We start from the raw sequence: 21865 nt of genomic DNA on the forward strand, positions 1-21865 counted from the left end.
ATGCAAACTTTATTCTGGCGCGCAGACGCTCCGTGCGCTCACTCTTTATCACTCAGTCCCTTTTACTCTCTAAGAGCGTTATTTTGTGCGCTTAGTATCGGTTTAAGCAGGTAATCCAGCACCGTGCGTTTACCGGTAATAATGTCCACCGATGCGGTCATGCCAGGAATAATCGGCAAGGTTTCATCGTGACCAAAATTGGTCTTGTCTGTTCTTACTCGGACGATATAGAAGCTATTACCCTCTTCGTCTTGAGTGGTATCCGCGCTAATGTGTTCAAGCGTTCCGTCCAAGCCGCCGTACTTTGTAAAATCGTAGGCACTGAACTTCACGATAGCGTGTAAATCTGGACGTAAAAACGCAATGTCTTGTGGGGCAATTTTGGCTTCAACCAGCAGGGTGTCCTCAGTTGGGACGATCTCAACGATATCCATCCCCGGCTGGATTACACCGCCTACCGTATTTACGTTGAGTGTTTTCACCGTTCCATTTACTGGAGAGACCACGACCGTTCGGTTCACTCTGTCTTCAAGGCCAACGGCTGACTCTGTCATAGAGGAAAGGCGGTCTTGCGCTTCATTGAGTTTTTCTTGTTGCTCTGAGCGGAATTTCTGTGCGATGTCGATACGGCTCAGTTTCGCTTCCTCGATGGCAGAGCGTAGAGCCGGCAATTTAAGCTCCGTTGAAGTAAGTTCTCGTCTTGTGTCGTTGACCTGTCGTTGTAGCTTAAGCAGTTCAACTTTTGGAACGACACCTTCATCGGCTAGAGGCTTAGTGATGTTTAGCTCGTCGCGAGCTAGGTTGTAGCCGTTTCTTAGGTTGCGAACTCGGGCTTGCATCTCAACGAGATCTTGCTGTTTTTGTCTGACCTGTTGATCAATGACTGATAGTTCGTTTCGAAGCTCATTGAGATCTTGTCGGTATTCCGCTCTTTGGCGAGAAACCAAGCTCTTATTGTTTTCTTCGAACGTAGGAGGGTAGGCAAGCTTAGTGGTATCGAGAGTGACAGATTGTCGCCAGTCACTTCCTGATTTTGATTCATCTATAATCACGCTGGTTAGCGAAGCGGAGAGTTGCAAAACGCTTGCCGTCAGATTGAGTACTTGTTGTTCGCGCTCACGAAAATCTGAGCGGAATCGCGTATCGTCGATAAGTAGCAATTGCTGTCCTTGGGTAACGATGTCGCCCTCACGAATAAGAATCTCTTTCACCAAGCCACCTTCGAGGTTTTGAATGACCTGAACTTGAGAGGAAGGGATGACTTTGCCTTGGCCGACGGTCACCTTGTCGATCTCTGCCCATGCAGCCCAGGCCACGGCACAAATAAAAAATAGCAACATGACCCAGAGCATGATTCTGGCGCTGGTGGGCGTATTGAGCAGCAAAGCAGCGGTTTTGTCGTCGATATAATCCAGTTCGGCGTCCGACACCTTTTTGTATTCTTTCTTGTCCATATTTCATCCGAAATGGTCTGTTTAGGATGCGACTAATATTTTGATTCTATTACTAACACTGTCTATCTGTAACCTCTTCTTAACGAAAGAGTCGATCCATACTGCATTATTGGGCGTAGTTCAGTAGGTAACCTGTCGCTGAGGGTGACATCCTTTTCATCTATTACCCAAAAGTTTAGCAGTGACGGGGTGAATATAAAGTAATGAATTATCGAAATAATGTCTGGTCAGCGAAAACCCATCACCAATTCATTACAAACTAGGAGATGGATTTCAAAAATCGATGACCAGAAGGGGAATTCGGGTTGTTTTCTGCCACATATCAGCGCAGAATTCACAAAAAAGTGAGGAGTTGTTATGGGAATTGAAGATATTCGCCGCGAATACTCAAAAGGTGGTTTGCGTCGCAAAGACTTAGCGGATGACCCTATTGTCCAATTCAATAAATGGCTAGAGCAGGCAGTGGAAGCCAAGCTGACTGATCCTACCGCTATGACAGTGGCAACCGTTGACGAAAACGGCATGCCTTTTCAACGTATCGTGCTGCTTAAGAACGTTGATGAAAATGGTTTTGTGTTTTACACCAACCTTGGCAGTCGCAAAGCTCAGCAGATAGAGCACAACAACAAAGTGAGCCTGCACTTCCCTTGGCACAACCTAGAGCGTCAGGTGCATATCACTGGCGTGGCTGAGAAGCTGACGGCGATGGAAAACATGAAGTACTTTACTTCCCGCCCTAAAGAAAGCCAATTGGCAGCGATTGCCAGTAAACAAAGTAGCCGTATCTCGGCTCGTGGCGTGCTGGAAGGTAAATTCTTAGAACTTAAGCAGAAGTTTGCAAAAGGTGAGATCCCTGTACCTACGTTTTGGGGTGGCTACCGTATTCGTCCAGAGTCGATAGAATTTTGGCAAGGTGGCGAGCACCGCCTGCATGATCGTTTTCTGTTCAGTAAGGATGGAACGGGTCATTGGGAAGCGGAACGTTTAGCGCCGTAACTCATTTTTCTATATGCATTGCATTTGAATTGCTTTTGCCTTTGAGTAACGAGATTTATCTAAGCTGCGGTTTTCGCAGCTTTTTTTATAACTTCAGGCGAATTTAGTACAAATTACAAGCACCGTAACTTGTCTCAACATGATCATCGTTCCGGAAGCTTGATCAAGTAAGGATCCTTTTTGCATGCTTTTGATTCTTGCAAACGCGCGCCGTTAAAGTGAGCACGCACAAGGGCTAGAGCGATTAGTTTTTCCAAATTGGATGTAAATGGGTATACTCCGCGGATCGAAATTCAACTTACATGGCGGTCGGAAACATGGTTAAACGAAACAATGACATCCTTGATCATGCTTCCTTAGCACCTAGCATCATTAAACCTGCCGAAATCGTGCGCTTGCCTTCGCATATGGACTCTCACGAGCATCACTATACCCAAGTCGTCATTGGTCTTAAGGGAAAATCTGAGTTCGAAGTGGGCGGAGTTGGCAATCTTGTAGGACCCGGTCAAGGCTGTGTAGTGACATCAAACCTTGATCATGCTTTCGGTGGTGTGATTGATCAGCCTGATATCTTAGTGTTGAATATGCCATTGCCGAGTGATGACGATCCGGTTCTTCTTCAACGAATCAATGAGTTATCGCAAAGTAAAACCTACTTCCAGCTTGATATTCAGATCCAAAAGCTGATTCAAATGCTGGTGGCAGAGATGAAAAGCAGTCCGGATGATCTGCTGCTTAGCCGTGCATGTAACGATACAGTGGTTGCTCTGCTGCAGCGTCATATCTCGGAGCTAAAAACCTCGCTGCGGGACACTCGCTTCGACCTTGAACAGATCGATCGTTACATCGAGCAGCATCTTGCTCATAAGATTTCTGTCGCTCAGTTAGCAGGCAGTGTCTTTCTTGGCGAGAGTCAGTTCCATATGCTGTTCAAAGAGCAATTGGGCATTACCCCTCATCAGTACGTGCTGAATAAGCGTGTCGATGCGGCGAAACGCTACATCGAGCAAGGTCATCTAAACCTAGGACAAATAGCCGAGCTAACGGGCTTCTCCGGGCAAAGCACCTTCACACATGCCTTTTCTAGGCTGCAAGGTATCTCTCCATCTCAATATCGCAAACGCTTCACTTAGCCTTCTACCGCGTTGATTATTGGGATTCGCTGTCGATACAAATCATCATGGCATCGGGACGCCAATACTCAAACTCGCAATCCATCAACACCCCATCTTGCTTGTAGTTTACACGGCAGATCTTGAGCACAGGTTGCCCCTCTGCCAAATTGAGCGCTTTGGCAACATGGCTAGGTGCTGATGTAGGAATCACGTCAAAGTGAGAGCGCCTTGTCTCGTAACCGTACTTTTCTTGATAGCACTGAGTAAGAGACATGGTTAAATTTTCATCCAATATCTTAGGAAACAGCGAAGCAATCAGGCAATTCTCCACAAACAGCACCACGCGTCCATCGATGTAGCGCAGTCGTTCAATCACATGAATCGGTGTAATGGTGTCAACCGACAGCGCTTTGGCGTATTCGCTACTTGCCATCTCACTTCTAACGTTCACTAGCTTGGTTTCTGCGATTCGGTTTTGCTCGCGAATCATTTGATGAAAGTGACTACGGGACAATGGGTTATAGCGAATACGCTGCGGTGAAACGTACCAACCACGCCGTTCTTCTCGATAGATCAAGCCTTCGGTTTCAAGTGACGTAAGGGCATCTTTAATGGTAATTCGAGTGGTGGAGAAGAGTTCACTCAACTCACGTTCAGAAGGCAGCTTCTGCCCAGCCTGCATGATGTTTCCTGAGATTTGTTCTCGTATGGTGGTTTTGATTTTCGCAAGCTGGGTGAGGGGTTTCATTGTAGTGATCTAGTCCATTAGCGTATAGATGAACAAGATACGACAGCTTGGTAACAGTTTTATGAAGGCCTAGACCTCATCTCGCTTTAATCGTAACCTGCTCACTTCTAAGATCTTTCTTAACTATGACGTTATCAAAACCCAGCTTCGCTCAAAATCAGCAATAATTAAAACTCAGTCCGACTAAATTAATAACCTCATAATCAAACAACATGAAAAAACTCAATCTCGCTTTTATCGCTTTAGTTATCACAGTTCTAGCTGGTTGTTCTTCAACCGCGTCCGTCGATAATGCAAAAACCAGCAGTTATGCCCGTTCTCATGAGCTTGTTGGCCAAGCATCTTGGTATGGAAGTAAATACCATGGCAAACGCACCGCAAGTGGTGAGCGCTATAATATGAGAGCTTATACTGCGGCTCATAAAACGCTTCCTTTCGGCACCATCGTTAGGGTGACGAATACCAATAATGGCAAAAGCGTCGATGTGAAAATCAATGACCGTGGTCCATTTGTGAAAGGGCGAGTGATTGATCTTTCACGTAAGTCGTTTGAGCAGATTGGGAACATCAATGCTGGTACTTTACCGGTGAAGATTGATGTGATTGATGATAGTAATACGTTTAGGTATAAGCACTAATCTTCTTCAAGCGCGCACCAAGCCTCCAGTAGATTCCTGCCTACGCAGGAATGACACGCGTGGGGAGCAAGTTCATCTCCATGGGTAGGCGCACGATCAGAGGAATGACACGCAAAGCTATTTCATCGAACCTAACTTCATCGTCATCCCTGCGCAGGCAGGGATCTTCTTCAAGCGTGCACCAAGCCTCGAGTAGATTCCTGCCTGCGCAGGAATGACGCGCGTTGGGTATTGACCGGGCACATAGGTAACAGTTCTAACTAAAAAACGTTATCCCGCTTAGCTCGCACATCCCTTCATCAAACTGACGCATTTCTGCCATTTAACCTCCACAAAACCGTCAAAAACTCTGCCCTAAATTGTCACATTTGCGAAATAGCATAAAAAGTGAACTTACTGACCTAGTCCAGAAGGATAGAGACAATGAAAACTTTGTTTAACCGTGCAAGTATCGCAAAACTTGGCACTGCCACTTTGATTGCTGCGGCGATCTCTTCGACTGCTATGGCTGACGACAGCGTGCAAGCTCTTGCTGAGGCTGCTAAAAAAGAAGGGGCGGTTTACAGTGTGGGTATGCCTGGTAGCTGGGCAAACTGGAAAGATACTTGGAATGACCTTACGTCGACTTACGGCTTGAAGCACCAAGACACTGATATGAGCTCGGCGCAAGAGATTGCTAAGTTTGAAGCGGAAAAGAAAAATGCCACAGCGGATATCGGTGATGTGGGTTTCGCCTTTGCTCGCGTAGCGGTACAAAAGGGCGTGACACAACCTTATAAACCAACAACTTGGAATGACATTCCCGATTGGGCAAAAGACAAAGATGGTCACTGGGCTCTGGCGTATACCGGTACTATCGCGTTTATCTCGAACAATAACTTAGTGAAAGACGCGCCGACTTCTTGGCAAGACGTACTGGAAGGTGACTACAAGGTCACTGTCGGTGATGTTGGTGTCGCAGCACAGGCGAACAATGCCGTACTAGCTGCAGCGTTTGCCAATGGCGGTGATGAATCTAACCTTAAGCCTGCTATCGAGTTCTTTTCTAAGCTTGCTAAACAGGGGCGCTTGTCATTCACAGACCCAAGCATTGCGAATCTAGAAAAAGGCGAAGTCGAAGTTGCTATCCTTTGGGACTTCAACGCGCTGAACTACCGTGACCAAATCGATCGTTCGCGCTTTAGCGTTAACATTCCACAAGATGGTTCGGTTATCTCTGGTTACACAACCATCATCAACAAGTACGCGAAGAACCCGAACGCAGCGAAATTGGCTCGTGAGCACATCTTTAGCGACCGCGGCCAAATCAACCTTGCAGAGGGTTACGCACGCCCAATCCGCTCCAATGTTGAGCTGCCTGCATCGATTCAAGAAAAGTTGATTTCAAACGACCAGTACGGCAACGTGCACCCTGTGACGGACTTTAAAGCATGGGAAAAATCAGCGCGCCGTCTGCCTCGTCAGTGGCAAGAAAACGTGCTTATTCATCAGCAGTAATTTGAGAACCTAAGTAAGAGGTAAGTATGAGCAATAAGGTCATTCTTGTTGTCCTCGATGGTCTCAATTATCAAGTAGCCCGTGATTGCATGGGCTACTTGAATGGCTTAATCGAGCAGCAAAAAGCAACCCTATACCCTATTCAGTGTGAGCTACCATCGATGTCGAGACCACTCTATGAGTGCATTTTGACTGGGGTGCCACCTGTCTTAAGCGGCATAGTTAACAATCAAATTGTCCGCCTATCGAATCAAGAATCCATCTTTAGCCTGGCCAAATCACAGGGCAAGGTAACGGCGGCTGCCGCTTATCACTGGGTGAGCGAACTCTACAACCGAGCGCCGTATGATGCGGTGCGTGACAGTTTCACTGATGATGAATCACTCAACATTCAACATGGGCGTTTCTATCATTGGGATCACTATCCTGACGAGGCGTTGTTCCTCGATGCAGAATCACTCAGACAGCAGTTCAATCCAGACTTTCTCCTGATCCATCCAATGAATATCGATGATGCGGGACACAAGCATGGCTTGGATTCGAGACAATATCGAAACAGCGCTCGCGCCGCGGATATCTACCTGTCGAACTACATCAGCACTTGGGTTGATGCAGGTTATCAGGTGATGGTGACCAGTGATCACGGCATGAACGACGATCTCTCGCATGGCGGCATCTTGCCCGAAGAGCGTGAAGTCCCATTGTTTGTCATTGGTGACACCTTTACCCATGCTGAAACCACCGTGAAGCAAACAGAGCTTTGTGGGCTGTGTTGCCAGCTTCTTGGGCTTGAGCATCGTAAGCCTTATTCACCGGAAATGATCGCGCTATGAGTAGCTCAGTAATCGAAACGCCTAGCAACGGCAGCACGCAGTCTCGCCAAGGCGCGTCTCTATGGAATCGTTTTAAACCCGTTCTGTGGCTCGCGCCCTTTGTGCTGTTTTTCTATCTGTTCCAGCTCGCTCCAATGGTTTGGGTGTTTTTTAATAGCTTTCAATACGATGGCGAGTTTTCGCTGGATAATTACCTAGAGGTATTTGATTCCAGTTTCATGATTCAAGCCTTTAGTAACAGTATTTGGTTGTCAGTGTGGTCGAGTGTGATTGGTCTCGCCATTGCTGCGCTGCTGGTGTCATCGCTGCGCAGAGTCGACAGCAGGCTGCGCGATGGTGTGATTGCCTTTACTAACATGAGCAGTAACTTCGCTGGCGTGCCTCTAGCGTTCGCCTTTATCATCATTTTGGGTGTGAACGGTGCAGTTACGCTGCTCCTAAAGCAGTATGGTTTAATCGAGGGGTTTAACCTCTATGGTAAATGGGGACTTCTGGTCATCTACATTTACTTCCAGATCCCGTTAGGTGTGCTGCTGTTGTATCCCGCGTTTGATGCGCTGCAAGATGATTGGCAGTCCGCGTCGGCGCTGCTTGGTGCGAAAACACATCAGTATTGGACTCAGGTTGCACTACCGGTGCTGTCTCCCGCGCTGCTCGGTACCTTCATTATCTTGATTGCTAACGCGATGGGCGCATACGCCAGTGTCTATGCGCTGACTACGGGCAACTACAACGTCATTACCGTGCGTATCGCGAGTTTGGTATCGGGCGATTTGTTCCTAGAGCCGAATCTTGCCGCCGCTATTTCTGTGATTCTAATGGCGATTCTCGCCTTCATTACGGTTATCAATCAGTGGCTATTGTCGAGGAGTTATCATGCTTCAAAATAGCAAATCTCTCGCTAGTAAAAAGCTAACAAGCATTGTTAGTACTTACTATCATAAAGCCGTTGTTTACGGAATCGTTGGGTTGATGCTAGTTCCGATTATCGCGACATTAGTGTATTCCCTGTCATCAAGTTGGGGAGCCACCATCTTACCTGATGGCTTTACCTTCAATTGGTATATTCAGCTGCTCACTGATTCACGCTTTCTTGCGGCATTTGGGCGTTCGCTGTTGGTTTGCTTCGCTGCCTTAGCATTGAGTGTGGTGTTGATCTTACCGGCGATATTTGTGGTGTTTTACTACTTCCCAAAACTCGACAAAGTGATGAACGTGCTTATTTTGCTGCCATTTGCAGTACCGCCCGTGGTCTCTTCAGTGGGACTACTCCAGATTTATGCCGACAGTGCGGTGCCTTTGGTTGGTACGCCGTGGATCTTAATTGGCACCTACTTCACCATCGCGCTGCCGTTTATGTATCGCGCGATATCCAATAGTTTCGAAGCGATTAACTTGAACGACTTGATGGACGCAGCGCACTTACTAGGCGCGAGCACGACTAAGGCGTTTCTCTTGATCATCGTTCCGAATTTGAAGAAGGGTTTGTTGGCGTCGCTGTTCTTATCTTTCTCTTTCCTATTGGGGGAGTTTGTGTTCGCCAATATCTTGGTGGGAACTCGTTACGAAACGCTGCAAATCTATCTCTATAACATGCGTCAAACCAGTGGTCATTTCACCTCTGCGTTAGTGATGACTTACTTTTTCTTTATCTTCCTACTGACATGGCTTGCCAGCCGTTTTAGCAGTCAACAACAAAAGGGCAAATCATGAGCTACGTATCTGTTAGTCAACTTACCAAACGATTCGGCAATAACACGGTTTTCGAAGACATCGACTTCACGATTGAAAAGGGTGAGTTCATCACTTTGCTCGGGCCTAGTGGCTGCGGAAAATCAACGCTACTACGCAGTTTGGCAGGATTGAACCCAGTAGAGGGTGGTCAGGTCTTGGTGGATGGTGTCGATATCACTCACACAGCGCCTCAGCAGCGAGGCATCGGCATGGTGTTTCAATCCTACGCTCTATTCCCGAATATGACGGTGTCAGAAAACATAGCGTTCGGTCTCAAGATGCAAAAGCTGGCAAAGGCAGAGATAGAGCGCGAGGTTGCCAAGGTGATTGAGCTGGTGGAATTGACGGGCAAAGAGAAGCAGTACCCGCACCAACTATCCGGCGGCCAAAGACAGCGTGTTGCCCTTGCTAGAGCTTTGGTGGTGAAGCCGAGGATCTTGCTATTGGATGAGCCTTTGTCTGCATTGGACGCCAAGATCCGTAAGAACCTGCGTCAGCAGATCCGCACCATTCAAAAAGAGCTCAATCTGACCACTATCTTTGTCACCCATGACCAAGAAGAGGCGATGATCATGTCTGATCGTATCTTCTTGATGAACAAAGGCGAGATTGTCCAGCAAGGTGAGCCTGAAGCCATTTATACCCATCCAGTAAACGAGTTCGTTGCTGGCTTTATGGGTCACTACAATCTGGTGGAAGCTGCGCAAGCAAAATCGCTATTTGATCTGGAAGTGAACAGCAAAGTCGCCATTCGTCCAGAGTCCATCTATGTGCGCGAGCAAGGGCGTCAGTATGGTGAACACATTTCTGCGCCGCGAACTGGGATCATTAAAAATCACCAGTTGCTGGGTAACGTGATTCGCTACCAAGTAGACATAGATGATTGCGAGCTTACTGTCGACTTGCTGAACCGCTCATCAGAGCGCTTGCTGTCTGTTGGCAGTCAGTTAGAGCTGCTGTTTAACCTAAACGAAATTCAACCTGTGAGAGCTTAGAATGTCTAAACCCCTTTATGTATTCGATATGGACGAGACGCTGTTTGATGCAGATTGCGCCATGCTGTGGAACCGGTTCTTGGTGGAAAAAGGGATAGCGACCGCTCCAGATTTTTTGGAAGAAGACAAACGCCTAATGGATCTCTATGCACAAGGTAATATGGATATGGAAGACTACTTAAAGTTTTCCATGTCACCTTTATCTGGCGTGTCCAAAGAGACCGTCTCTTTGCTGGTGGAGCAGTGTATTGATAAGAAAATTATGCCTCGGTTGTTCCCACAAGCTGCCACTTTGATTGAGCAACTTAAGCGCGACAATATTCAGACGGTAATTATCTCTGCATCTGTGAGTTTTTTGGTGTCGGCTATCGGTAAACGTATTGGAATTGATGAGGCGATGGGGATTGATTTGGCGGAAGAGGGCGGCTGTTACACCGCTCGAATCGACGGCATTCCGACTTATCGAGAAGGCAAAGTGGCGAGGCTAGAGCAATGGCTGATAGAGAGTACGACGCAGTACTCGGAAATCCATTTCTATACCGACTCTATCAATGATCGACCGCTGTGTGAGTTTGCTGACTACGCTTATCTAGTGAACCCGTGTCCTCTGCTTAAAGCGCTCGGTGACAAGAGGGACTGGCAGCAGCTTGATTGGTCTTTGTAATCAATTCATACCTGATTAATGATAGTGGGCTCAACCTTTTGAGATAGGTTGAGCCCTCTGCTTTTTTAAATACTCACATTACGTTTACGCGACGTAATGTATCGATACAACAAACCAATAATGGCGCTCACCATCAGTAGTAAACTGGTGATAACCAGCGCTTTAGAGATCATCTCTTGATAGTCATAAAGCCTCGGATGAATCATTATCCACTTGCCTGCGAGCAGCAGCACCAAACACCAAATGACAGAGCTGGTGATACTAATACTCAGCGTGCGCCAAAAACTCAGTTTCGATAGCCCCATTAGCATGGGAGTTAGCACGCGAACGAACGGGATGAAGCGTGAGATAAATAGCGATAAGAAGCCATATTTTCCCAAAAGACGTTTTGCCTTGGGGAGTGAGTCTTCGGGTAACACTCGGGTGATAAAGGGCATAAATCGAGTTTGGTGCAATACCCGACCCTGTAGATAGGCATTGATACTACCGAGTGAAGCGGCGCCACATAACGCTGCCGCAGCAGGGTAAAAATCGATAATTCCTAAACCCACCAAACCGCCCACAAATAAAACCAAGCTGTCGCCCGGCAGAGGTAAAAAGACGAAACTGGATTCAAGCAGCAGTATCACCGCAAGTAGCAAAATGAATCCCTTTAGTGAGCTCACGCTTTGCAGCGTTTCAAAATCGTGGTGCCAAACGGCAACTAAAATCTCTTGCATAGGGTGTCCTAATACGTGTTGTCGTGAAACCCAGCACCTCAGGGCGCTGGGTGACCAAGCTACTCAAACATCAAAATGATGTAGGCAATAAACAGGATTAAGTGAGCCGCTCCATTGAGAGAGTGGGTTCTGCCACTACTAAAGCTGACACTGGTCATAATAATGGTGGTGACCAGCAGCACCATTTCGGCAGGCTCTAGTCCGAGTCGAATGGGCTGCTCAATCACATTGGAGATCAGCAATACCGCTGGCACCGTAAGCGCAATCGTCGCCAATACCGAGCCGAAGAACAGGTTCATTGCCCGTTGCAGTTGATTGTTCAGCGCAGCTTTGGCTGCGCCAACAGCCTCCGGCGCTAGGATCAATATCGCCACAATCAGGCCGCCAATTGCTGCTGGAGCGCCAAGGGACGTAACTGTGCCATCAATTGGGATTGCTAGACTCTTCGCAAGCAGAATGACGACGGTCAGGTAGCCTACCAGCATGATGGAATGGTAAAGGTTACTGCCCAACGGTCCATGAAACTCATGCTCGTCTTGATGGTCTTCGTCCATAAAGAAATGTGTATGGCTGCGCGTTTGAATGAACAGGAAGAAGCCATACAGCGCAATCGAGGTGAGCACCAGTGTCGCCATCAAGGTGGTGGACATCGAGCCTGTCTCGGTCACGCTGGTAAAGTTGGGCAGAACCAAACACAATAGTGCGAGCGGCACAATCGCGACCATGTAAGATTTAATGCCGTCTAGGTTGTATTTCTGAGTGTGATACTTAATGCCGCCAAGCAGAAGCGTGATACCCACTAAACCATTAAGCACTGTCATCACTACAGCAAACATAGTGTCTCGGGCCAATATCGGGTTGGCCTCACCGGTGAGCATCACCGATGAGATCATCACGACTTCGAGTAGTATCACCGAGAGGGTGAGAATCAATGTGCCATAGGGGTCACCAAGCTTTATCGCCAGTGCATCTGAGTGTCTCACTACGGCAAAGATGGCGGACATGACAACCGCAAATAGACCTAGGGTCAGCGCAATACCGAGTGCCGAAAACATCTGTGTTTGCAACAAGCCATCACCACCAAGCTTGAACAGAAAGACAGTGATGATCGCCAGCGGTAGGACAAACTCTTGCTTCAAAAATCGCATCATGGCATCTCGTCTCCCAAGGTTGCGGATTTAGCGACATAGTGTTTCGGATCAACGCCAATTAACTGGGGTAAAGTGACGCCAACTGAGATCGAGGACCAAGTGCCGCACGCAATTCCGACACACAGTGCAATCGCGAACCCTTCGAGTGCTGCGCCGCCCAAAATCCAAAGACTCGAGACCGTCACTAGCGTGGTACCTGATGTCACAATGGTGCGAGAGAAGGTTGCTCGCACTGAATCGTTGATTAGCGTGTCAGCAGACTCATTCGGCTTTGCTCTAAATAGCTCGCGTGCGCGATCAGCAATGATGATGGAGTCATTGAGCGAGTAGCCTAATACCGCCAATACCGCTGCCAATATCGTCAGGTTGAACTCCATTTGGAGTAACGAGAACAGCCCGAGCACAATCACGATATCGTGAATCAGTGCCACCAGAGCACCAAGGGCAAGACGCCATTCGAATCGGTAGCTGAGATAGAGCATCGTCAGTGCGAAACAGGCCAAAATGGCAATGCTGCCTTGCTCTACCATGTCTTGCCCGACTTGTGGCCCTACAATGCTGCTGTTGAGAACCTCAACAGAGCCACTGATTAGTTCCAGCATTGGAGCTAACGCTACGGTTTCTCCACCAATCTGGTTGTAGCGCAGTATCCAGCGCCCCGGCTCTGATGAACTCACCACATGCACATCTTGCATTAAGGTGCTGTCTAGCCAGTGTTTTAGCTCGGCCGCCGCGATGGACGGATCCAGACGAACCTCAGCGACGATGCCCCCGGTGAAGTCCAGTCCCCAATTGAAGCCATTAGTAGCCATCACCAAAATGGCAGAGAGAAATAGCACGGCCGATAAGGCCGACATGCTGAGACGAATTTGACTGAGTGAACGATGTGTAATCGACATGGTTATACCCTTACTTCACGGCGCTGATCACGCCCCCAAACGAGGTTGATGATGGCGCGAGACAAGAATACGCCGGTGAACATGCTGGTTAGAAGACCGAGCCCGAGAGTGATCGCAAAGCCCTGAATTGGGCCATTACCAATGGCATAGAGTGCGATCGCTACAATCATGGTGGTAAGGTTGGCATCGAAGATAGAGTGGAAGGCACTCTGGAAGCCTCGGTCAATACTCTGAGCAAAGGTGCGCCCTTCGCGCATTTTGTCTTTAATGCGTTCAAAGATAAGCACGTTGGCATCTACCGCCATACCGACGGTCAGCACCATTCCGGCAATACCTGGCAGGGTAAGCACAGCGCCGGGTAGCAAGGCAATCAGACCAAATAAGCACACCATGTTAGCAATAAGCGCCGTGTTAGCGACCCAACCCAGTCGGCGATACCAAAGTGCGATAAATGTGAGTGTTAATCCAAGCCCAAGTGTGAGAGCAGCAAAGCCATTTTTAACGTTCTCAGCGCCCAGAGATGGGCCTATCGTGCGCTCTTCAATAATGGTGACAGGCGCAGTGAGTGATCCTGCACGTAGCAGAAGTGCCAGTTCTTGCGCATCATGCATGCTGCCAACACCAGTAATACGAAAGCGGCTGCCAAGCTGTGATTGTATGGTCGCAACACTAATTACTTTACTTACTTGTTCGCTTTCACCTTTGGCATTACGACTGTATTCGCTGTAGACCGTCGCCATCGGATTACCAATGTTGCTGCGAGTGAACTGAGACATCTTTCTACCGCCAGAAGCATCCAGCGAAATGTTCACCTCTGCTGCCCCCATATCACCCACGCCAGCGCGTGCATCGATAATGTGCTCGCCACCTAAGATGGCACGGCGTTCAAGCGTGATAGGGTGATTGTCATTGTCTTTCAGTGTCAGCGCTCGGCTAGAGCGAGTGTCGGCGACTGCATGAAACGCCAACGAAGCCGTGGCACCAATCACGTCTTTGGCCGCTGCCGGGTCTTGCACGCCAGGTAGCTCAATACGGATACGGTTCTCACCTTGTCGTTGTACTGAGGCTTCGGTGATGCCGAGCTCTGCGATACGCTCACGCATGATCTGTAGGTTCTGCTGCACTGTTAAGTTTCGCAGCGTGCTTTTCTCATCATCGGATTGGGTCAAGCGAATGACGTTATCTTGTATCGAGCGATCCCAGTTTGGAAACTGCTGACGAACAAAGCTGCGCGCTCGGCTATTATCGCTATCTCCAAATAAGGTGAGCTGTACTCCCTCGTTGGTGATTCGGCCCCGGCTGGCGCGAAACTCGGAGGTGAACTCATCAATCACTGACTGTTGGTGAGCTCGATAGACAGGCGCCATATCTACTTCAAGCAAGAACTGGACACCACCTCGCAGATCTAAGCCCAGAGCGATTGGGCTAAAGCCCGCGTTCAAGAGCCACTGGGGCGCAGCGGCTTCCATGGCGAGTGCCACCGTGATGGACTCATCTAGGTGATTTTTGAGTATCGCCTGTGCTTCGGCCTGTTGCTCGGCACTGTCTAAAATGACAACGGTGGTGTCTCCGTCTTGCTTAATGGAAGACGGCGTGATGCCGGATTGGGTCAGGTGTTGAGCGATGCTGGTTGCATCGGACTGCTGCCCTCGATGATTGATGTGTAGCGCTGCATTTTCGCCATAGATGGACGGCAGTGCGCTGAAAAGCATCACGACTAAGGTCGTGATAAGAACGATGTATTTCCACTTAGCAAACCTATTGATAGGTTGCGAGTTGCGTTTTTTCACAAGAAAACTCTCACAATAAAGTTGTGTCGAGCGCAGCCGTAGGGTCGTGACGAAATAAGGCACCGATGTTTTTCTAAATATCAGAAAAACAGACTGGTAGCTTTGATCAACGGGTTAGCGTGATCAGCTAGCAAAATGACCTAAATGGCTATTGGGCTGCGCGTGGCAATGGCTCGGACAAACTGAGCCGAGAGAGTTAACTGTGACGAGCGTGCTTTTGAACGTAGAGGGTGTTGGCTTCTTTCCAACCAGACAGCCGCGAAGAGGCATAGCGAGCGCTGCTCGTCCAATCGCTTTGTGGGCTAATAAGTGGAGATGGCTCCATCGCGATATCGAGTAGCTTTGGAGTCAAAAAGGCAATCAGTAGAAAGTAGTCAGGCGCTGTATTGACGGCTGAACCATGACCATCTTCGATGATACGTCTTGAAGTCGATAGAAAATAGGGACCGAGATTGTCATTGAGTACCGAGCCTTCATCGTCGGTATTGGAATCGATAACGTTGGTGTTTTCTTCAGAAAACGTTAGTGCGGTAATGGTGTGGTTATCAAGTGTTGCAGAGTCAAACGTCACGTGCTCGCCTGCGATTACAGTATGAGCGCATACAGTAATAAGCAGTGTAACAAACAGGTGATAGCAACGTTTAAGCAATGATGAACCTTTAGCAATAAGTGGTTGTATCCATAAATTCGCGTGCAGTATAGCGGATGACGTTCACAAAATGGGTAAAGTTTGCCCACAAAACTGTTAATAAGTGTGTCTTTATTGCTCAGGGCGTTTGGAGTGGGTAAATGGTATAGACATCACGAAAAATAACCGAAACGACACAATCTATCACCTTAAAAAACACTCGTCATCTTCACGAAAGTGAAGATCTCCCACAGCGCGTAGCTAACTGAAAAGTAATGACTAATTTACGTTTTCAACACGCTGAGAGAGATCCCCTTTTTCAAGGGGATGACGGTATTTTTGGGGATTATTGCTCTATCTTTTGAACTTCTTTTATTTCAAAGTCTGCAAACCAGACTTCGTCTTCCCCAGCATTCAGTCCCGCTTTGTCATTGAGAGAGCGATAGATACCCCATTTCGGTCGTACAAAGTTGTCGGTACTACCATTGCTGCCAGAGCGCCAAAGCTCGATATTTTGTTCATTGACAGTAAACAACGGTGTTTCAGACCCAAGTGGTGTTACTGACATTTCCAGTGAGCCTTGTTCGCTGAACTTTGCGCGTACAAATACCTCTAGCCATTGTCCTTGTATTTGAGTCGCCCAATCAATGCCTAGCTGTGAGGTATGAAGCAGCATGGTCTTAGCGTCTTGGCTATCGACATGACGTACTTCCAATCCACTGACACCACTCTTGGTGTTGCCGGTAATGGTGACTAAGGGTTGGCTGACAGGGTCGCCAAAGTCAGAGACCGCCTTGAGCTGAAATAGGTGGGTAAAGTGGCTGGTGACAGCGAAATCTTCATCGATTCGAAACTTCCAACGGTACTCAAACGTAGTGTCCATAAAGCCTTTGAGCGAGTCTTCAGACTTGTCGTAGACCTTGATCTCGTTGCGTTGGCGATCGGTCTTACCCGTGTCTCGATCACCATCTAGGTCTCGATGAATGGTAAAACGAAAATAGTCGCCAACTTGGTTATCACTGTCCTCTGTGATGTGTTTTACCCCGCTGTGGTTATGTTCGCCGTAGAGGTCTGGCGCTTCGATAGAACCGTCTCCTAGGACATTTTCGATCAATTCGTAGGTATCCATATTGGCTGGACCATCCGATACGAGCGAAGCGCTACACAATACATAGTAATTTCCAGAATCATCGATATCGGGTGTATTGGGAATGCTGGAATTGCCTGAGTTAGTGCCGCCGCAAGCGGTCAGAATAAGTGGGATAAGGGTGGAAAGTGCGAGCTTTCGAGCTTGATGCATCATAGGTAACGTCCTAAAACAAAAAAATGGGACACCCTACACGTGTCCCCAAAAGCAGCTTTGCTTATTACTTACAATGTTGGTGTGGAGTTAGAAATCTTAAAAAGGCTCGGCAGCAATGCCGAGCCGGTTGGAGGTGATGTGGTGTAATTAGAACAGTTCAGAGTCTACGTTATCAAAGTAGGCTGTGTTGACTGTGCTGCTGTTGTCACCTGTGTAAAGCGTTAGCTGTGAAGGTACGATGCTAGAATCGAGCCCTGTCGTCGCTTGATCAATGTCGGTTGCGATTGTTTGACCGTTCATAGTGACTGTCACTAGTCCTGCGTCTGTCCACGAAATAGTGAATGAGTGCCACGTATCAAGCGCAATACCACTCGCAATCTCAACATCATCGCTACCCGCTTCATATTTCAACTTAGTGCCTGACTGATTCAGCTCGAAGTAACGATCTGAGTTGTTTTTGCCGTCGCCGATGTTGATGTACGTAGACTTAGTGTTGGTCGATGGGAAGTATGCATCTAGAGATACCGAACCTGCAGTTGCCGGAGCAGTAAATGCACGCATCGCAAATGGTTTCGTCGCTGAGTTTTTGTCTTCTAGATACAGAGACTTCTCTTCGCTATTTGCCGGATCAACAGCAACTTCTGCGGTTGTTGTACCATCAGCGTCATCTTTGATGTTGGCTGTAGTCCAAGCGCCGCTTGCATCGCTAATTAGGTCGCCTACTGTATAAGATTCAAAGTCGTCAGTAACATCAGTCGGTTCCGTTGGATCTGTGGTGTCACCATCACCAATAACCGTCGCTTCGGATGTGCTGCTGTTGTATGGGTTACCAGATAGGTTTTGTCCTACCGCATAGTTGTCGAAGTCATCTTCAAATACTAGGGTTTCGGTGCCGCTGTCACTTGAATAAACTGCTAGGTTATCTCCGATAAACTCAAAGTTAGTTGTATTACTAGTGTCACCAATCTTCAAAGAGATCACAGTAACAGCCGCATCTTCAGTGATTTCGCCAGTAAACTCTTCGTCGTTTACTTTAAACTTAAATTCGCTGTTGCCCCATGTAACCTCAATGGCAAGTTTTTCACCATTAGTGAAAGTGCCGCCTGCATCAGTGATTGAACCACCGCTTACACCGCCAACACCAGCACCGCGGTATTGAACTTTGCCTTCGCTAAGAATCACTTCGCCGTATAGGTTCTTATTGGAAGTACCGTTGGTGTAAAGAGAGATGTATGCGTTATCTCCAGTGCCGTCTGCATCTTGAACTGTGTCTTCATCTTCTTGATAAATAACGTCAACGGTCAAACGACCAGATGCAATGCTGTCAACGGTAGCGCCCGTTGATGAGTCTGAAAGCTTGAGGCGAAGCTCGCCTACATCTGTCGTCAATGTATCTAGGATTTGAACAGAGTTATTGAAGCCAGCGTTATCGTTAGCTTCAGTTACCGCGTCGGTTACGGCGCTATTTTCTGATTGATCCGCACCAGAGAGCATACCTGAGTTGTCCGTATCGATGGTCAATGCACCACCGCTAACCGAATAATCACCCGTAGTCTCGACTTCACCAGATTCACCGTAGTATGTGAAAGTGATTGTTTTAGCATCGATATCTTCAGTAAAACTGGTTGTGTAAATGGTGTAAGTGCCAGGTGTTGCGTCGTCATCGTAGTAACGTTGAGTTGTTCCATCGAAAACATACACATTCGGCAAGTCAGCGCTTGATTGAGCTGCTGCTGAACCTTGTTCAGAAATCTGCCAATAACTACCGGCTAGCTCCGACGTAGGAGTAGTACCACCACCGGTACCACCGCCTGGATTTTCATCAATAACTTCTGGACCATTACAACCCATGAGAAGTCCGGTTGAGATGGCTACCGCTGCTGCTACTTTAGATACTCGCATAATATCGCTCTCTTTCACGTTCCTTGATGTTAGTATGCAATAATATTGTATGATTAAACGAAGTGTTGCTAGTTGTAAGAATATGTAGCTTGATTGCAGTCACGGAAGGGGCGATATATTGTATGATTTTTGTGACCTAGCTTGCGATAATTGATAGTTCTATCGGATGTATTGTTTGAATCAATTAGGAAAAAGACTACGAGAAGAGTGATTTTTATGAGGTGTTTACAGGGCATAAAATAAAGTCAGCCCAACATTGATATGTTGGACTGACTTGAAAGTGGCTAGAGTTTTGTCATCGAAACTAGCAATTATTAATCATACATAAGCTTGTCTGCTTTGCTCATATCGAACTCTTTCAAAGACTTACGTGCTAGCGAGCGAAACGGCAGTGCTTTCACAATCTCTTCAAATGGCTGCACCGCAAACGCCCAGAATATAGAGCCATCAAATCCAAGAATAATAAGTGCACACAATGGGATAGATATTACCCACTGACCCGTAAAGTTGATCTTAAATACTGCAGTAGTTTTACCTAGTGCTCGTAATACATGCCCATGGACTGTGTTGTAGCCACGAATAATCGGCAGAAAGACGTAAAGCGGGGCAATAACTGCGAGGGCCTGATAGGTGGCAGGGTCAAGATCAGGGTAAATATCCGCGAGCACAAAATGCATCCCGGCAAAAAATACCGCACAAACGACGGAAATACCGACCGCCACATCGATGCTGGTGTCGACGTTTTTCGTCAGGTCGTCCATTTTACGAGAGCCAATAGCTTGGCTGATGGTAATCGCTGAAGAGTGCGCCCATGCAGTGATAAATTGCGTACCAGCGCGAATCCAAGGGAATACTAGGGTAATTGCCACGTAGGCGTTGATGTTTAGCTGAGCATAGAGCAATTGGTATGTTGTTGCACCAATAGACAGAATGGTCACATTAGCGGCAACAGGGAAAATCTCGGCGAAATGCTTTTTCATATTGGTAAGCATCGCTGCTATCGATTTAGGTTTTTTCAGTTCGACCAAAGGCTCTAAACGTAGGCACCACCATAAGAACACCATGCGAATGATGATAGCGATAACGCTGCCCATTGCCGCGCCTTGAACCCCAGTTCCTGTAAACTCAATAGTACCGCCTAATTGAACACCGTGAATCAGAACATAAGAAAGCGCCGTGTTAATAGGGAGCTCTAGCAGGTAACCTTTAAACGGGATCTTACTGCGCCCCATACTATTGAATAGTGCGGTAATGACCTGAGTAACGGCGGTAAATAGGACTAAGTACTTCGAGATATCTAGGTAGCCACTGATTTCGCCATTTAGCTCTGGCTTGTCTGTTATCAGAGACAGCAAAGGCTGCTCGAATACGATTAACAAAATCCAAAATAAGAGCGCCACCGAGAAGTTGATTGTCATGCCAGACAAAAAAGAGTTCGAAAGTGCGTCTTTTCTTCCAGAGCCTACTGCGCGGCTTAGGACCAATTGTGTACCGTTAGCCAGAGCCATCTGGATACCGAGCACAAAAGCGACAACAGTGGTGGCAATGCCCATTGCTGCGAGGGGGATCTCACCGAGAGGAGAGACCAATAGCGTATCGATCATTAGCATTGACTGCATCAGCAGTGCATTGAGTGCTAATGGCCAGGCAAGCGAGAAGTTCTTTCGGATGTAAGATTGAGAAGACACAAAAAACCTTGTTGAGTTGGGCGCTAAAGGATCATGCAAAGCGAGCGCAGTGCAAATACGGCATCATATTGTAATACAAAACTGTAGTGAGATATAAGATGGAAGTCACGCTAATCAGCAAGTAGGTTCGCAGAGGATCCGCTGTGCGCTTTGAGCTGTTTTGCGAAAAAGTTGCCCTGTCGGGGGAGGAGCGGGCGGACAGGGCATGGTTAGATTTAAGCTAATTCGGCGCTGTCAGCGACCGCTTGTTCGAGTTTGCCTAACCTTTGGTACAAGTGGACGGTTTCACGGGCATTTTCTATCGCCTGAATGGTCGTCATTAGATGATCTTGAGCATGGACCATCACTAAAGTGACTGGGATTTTACCTTCGCCCTCATCGGCTCCGATGAGTTCGGTTTGAACTAAATGCGCTTGGCGGATCGCTTCATCAGCCTGCACCAAGAATTGCTCAGCACCGTCTATATTGCCTTCACGAGCACATTTAATCGCTTCCATTGATAGGCTTCTTGCTTCACCTGCGTTGCAGATGAGTCCCATGATAGTGACTTCTAAATCCATACTTTAATACCCCTAATTAAGCTGTTTCACTCAGCGCTTCGATTGCCGTTGCAAGAACTTTGTCGCCGCGCATCGCACCGTAGTCCATTGGGTTGATAGCTAGAACTTTTTTACCTTGCTGAGCCGCTAGCGTTGAGAATTCTTGCTGACGGAACTTTACTTGTGGGCCTAATAAGAAGACGTCCCAATCGTCTAGCTTTGCTTCAAACTCAGCGATAGGCACAGCAAGGATTTCAGCGTCAATTGATTGATTTTTCGCAGCTTCTTCCATCTTTTTGACCAAGATTGATGTAGACATACCCGCAGAACATAGCAATAGAATTTTCATAACACTTCTCCTGTAAAGAGCACCTCGTGTGCTCGATTTATGTTTCTAGTGTTACGGGTAACGTAACCTTCATCAAGACGTCATAAGGCAAAAATGTTACGTAGTTCAAATTTGGTGCGTATTTATCCAATTTTTCGTGCTCAAGATAACATTTATTCGGTTTTTGCTTTGTTTTTAGAAATTGTTACCCGTAATGTTACCCGTAACAAAAATGGATAACACG

At 47.5% G+C, this 21865-nt stretch carries 21 protein-coding genes; 9 read left to right on the plus strand and 12 right to left on the minus strand.

Annotated elements, in window-relative coordinates:
* Positions 1 to 62: 62 nt before the first annotated feature.
* Positions 63 to 1454, minus strand: a complete 1392-nt coding sequence (locus tag LY387_RS20195; RefSeq protein WP_234497641.1) for an HlyD family type I secretion periplasmic adaptor subunit — start codon at positions 1452 to 1454, stop codon at positions 63 to 65.
* Between the two features lie 357 nt (positions 1455 to 1811).
* On the opposite strand from LY387_RS20195, the gene pdxH reads away from it, so the two are divergent.
* Positions 1812 to 2450, plus strand: a complete 639-nt coding sequence (gene pdxH / locus LY387_RS20200) for a pyridoxamine 5'-phosphate oxidase (protein WP_042475029.1) — start codon at positions 1812 to 1814, stop codon at positions 2448 to 2450.
* Positions 2451 to 2767: 317 nt separating this feature from the next.
* Positions 2768 to 3583 carry an AraC family transcriptional regulator gene (locus LY387_RS20205; RefSeq protein WP_234497642.1) on the plus strand — a complete coding sequence of 272 codons (816 nt, stop codon included), beginning with the start codon at positions 2768 to 2770 and terminating at the stop codon, positions 3581 to 3583.
* A gap of 16 nt (positions 3584 to 3599) precedes the next feature.
* Here the strand turns inward: LY387_RS20205 and LY387_RS20210 are convergent, their stop codons facing one another.
* Positions 3600 to 4313, minus strand: a complete 714-nt coding sequence (locus LY387_RS20210; protein ID WP_234497643.1) for a UTRA domain-containing protein — start codon at positions 4311 to 4313, stop codon at positions 3600 to 3602.
* Positions 4314 to 4525: 212 nt separating this feature from the next.
* Between LY387_RS20210 and LY387_RS20215 the strand changes: the two genes are divergently transcribed.
* From LY387_RS20215 to LY387_RS20245, 7 genes are all read left to right on the plus strand, one after another.
* A complete protein-coding gene (locus LY387_RS20215; RefSeq protein WP_234497644.1) occupies positions 4526 to 4951 on the plus strand; it encodes a septal ring lytic transglycosylase RlpA family protein in 426 nt (141 codons plus the stop codon).
* A gap of 423 nt (positions 4952 to 5374) precedes the next feature.
* Positions 5375 to 6448, plus strand: coding sequence for an ABC transporter substrate-binding protein (locus LY387_RS20220; protein WP_234497645.1), 1074 nt, complete (start codon positions 5375 to 5377; stop codon positions 6446 to 6448).
* 26 nt (positions 6449 to 6474) lie between these two features.
* Positions 6475 to 7281 carry an alkaline phosphatase family protein gene (locus LY387_RS20225; protein WP_234497646.1) on the plus strand — a complete coding sequence of 269 codons (807 nt, stop codon included), beginning with the start codon at positions 6475 to 6477 and terminating at the stop codon, positions 7279 to 7281.
* On the plus strand, positions 7278 to 8171 hold the full coding sequence (locus LY387_RS20230) for an ABC transporter permease (protein ID WP_234497647.1): 894 nt from the start codon (positions 7278 to 7280) through the stop codon (positions 8169 to 8171). Before LY387_RS20225 ends, LY387_RS20230 begins: the two co-directional genes overlap by 4 nt.
* 82 nt (positions 8172 to 8253) lie before the next feature.
* Positions 8254 to 8994 carry an ABC transporter permease gene (locus tag LY387_RS20235; protein WP_394150466.1) on the plus strand — a complete coding sequence of 247 codons (741 nt, stop codon included), beginning with the start codon at positions 8254 to 8256 and terminating at the stop codon, positions 8992 to 8994.
* A complete protein-coding gene (locus LY387_RS20240; RefSeq protein WP_234497649.1) occupies positions 8991 to 10010 on the plus strand; it encodes an ABC transporter ATP-binding protein in 1020 nt (339 codons plus the stop codon). The genes LY387_RS20235 and LY387_RS20240 overlap by 4 nt, the downstream gene beginning before the upstream one ends.
* A 1-nt stretch (position 10011) precedes the next feature.
* The gene (locus LY387_RS20245) at positions 10012 to 10674 is read left to right on the plus strand and encodes an HAD family hydrolase (RefSeq protein ID WP_234497650.1); all 663 of its coding nucleotides are present in this window, start codon (positions 10012 to 10014) and stop codon (positions 10672 to 10674) included.
* A gap of 65 nt (positions 10675 to 10739) precedes the next feature.
* Here the strand turns inward: LY387_RS20245 and LY387_RS20250 are convergent, their stop codons facing one another.
* The 10 genes from LY387_RS20250 to LY387_RS20295 form a co-directional block, all read right to left on the minus strand.
* Positions 10740 to 11393: a DedA family protein gene (locus LY387_RS20250; RefSeq protein ID WP_234497651.1), complete on the minus strand. Its 654-nt coding sequence runs from the start codon at positions 11391 to 11393 to the stop codon at positions 10740 to 10742.
* 59 nt (positions 11394 to 11452) lie between these two features.
* On the minus strand, positions 11453 to 12544 hold the full coding sequence (locus tag LY387_RS20255) for a calcium:proton antiporter (RefSeq protein WP_234497652.1): 1092 nt from the start codon (positions 12542 to 12544) through the stop codon (positions 11453 to 11455).
* A complete protein-coding gene (gene secF, locus LY387_RS20260; protein WP_234497653.1) occupies positions 12541 to 13443 on the minus strand; it encodes a protein translocase subunit SecF in 903 nt (300 codons plus the stop codon). Before secF ends, LY387_RS20255 begins: the two co-directional genes overlap by 4 nt.
* 2 nt (positions 13444 to 13445) lie before the next feature.
* Positions 13446 to 15233 (minus strand): protein translocase subunit SecD, encoded by a 1788-nt coding sequence (gene secD / locus LY387_RS20265; RefSeq protein WP_234497654.1) that lies wholly within the window; start codon positions 15231 to 15233, stop codon positions 13446 to 13448.
* A gap of 196 nt (positions 15234 to 15429) precedes the next feature.
* Positions 15430 to 15882 carry a hypothetical protein gene (locus LY387_RS20270; protein ID WP_234497655.1) on the minus strand — a complete coding sequence of 151 codons (453 nt, stop codon included), beginning with the start codon at positions 15880 to 15882 and terminating at the stop codon, positions 15430 to 15432.
* Between the two features lie 325 nt (positions 15883 to 16207).
* Positions 16208 to 17164 carry a heparin lyase I family protein gene (locus LY387_RS20275; protein ID WP_234497656.1) on the minus strand — a complete coding sequence of 319 codons (957 nt, stop codon included), beginning with the start codon at positions 17162 to 17164 and terminating at the stop codon, positions 16208 to 16210.
* Positions 17165 to 17311: 147 nt separating this feature from the next.
* Entirely contained in the window at positions 17312 to 19066 is a 1755-nt protein-coding gene (locus LY387_RS20280; protein WP_234497658.1) for a hypothetical protein, read from the minus strand.
* 314 nt (positions 19067 to 19380) lie between these two features.
* A complete protein-coding gene (locus tag LY387_RS20285; RefSeq protein ID WP_234497799.1) occupies positions 19381 to 20685 on the minus strand; it encodes an MATE family efflux transporter in 1305 nt (434 codons plus the stop codon).
* A gap of 284 nt (positions 20686 to 20969) precedes the next feature.
* Entirely contained in the window at positions 20970 to 21314 is a 345-nt protein-coding gene (locus tag LY387_RS20290) for a PTS lactose/cellobiose transporter subunit IIA (protein ID WP_234497659.1), read from the minus strand.
* 16 nt (positions 21315 to 21330) lie between these two features.
* The gene (locus LY387_RS20295; protein ID WP_234497660.1) at positions 21331 to 21642 is read right to left on the minus strand and encodes a PTS sugar transporter subunit IIB; all 312 of its coding nucleotides are present in this window, start codon (positions 21640 to 21642) and stop codon (positions 21331 to 21333) included.
* Positions 21643 to 21865: the final 223 nt, after the last annotated feature.

Origin of the sequence: Vibrio maritimus (assembly GCF_021441885.1) — a bacterium.
GTDB lineage: Bacteria > Pseudomonadota > Gammaproteobacteria > Enterobacterales > Vibrionaceae > Vibrio > Vibrio maritimus_B.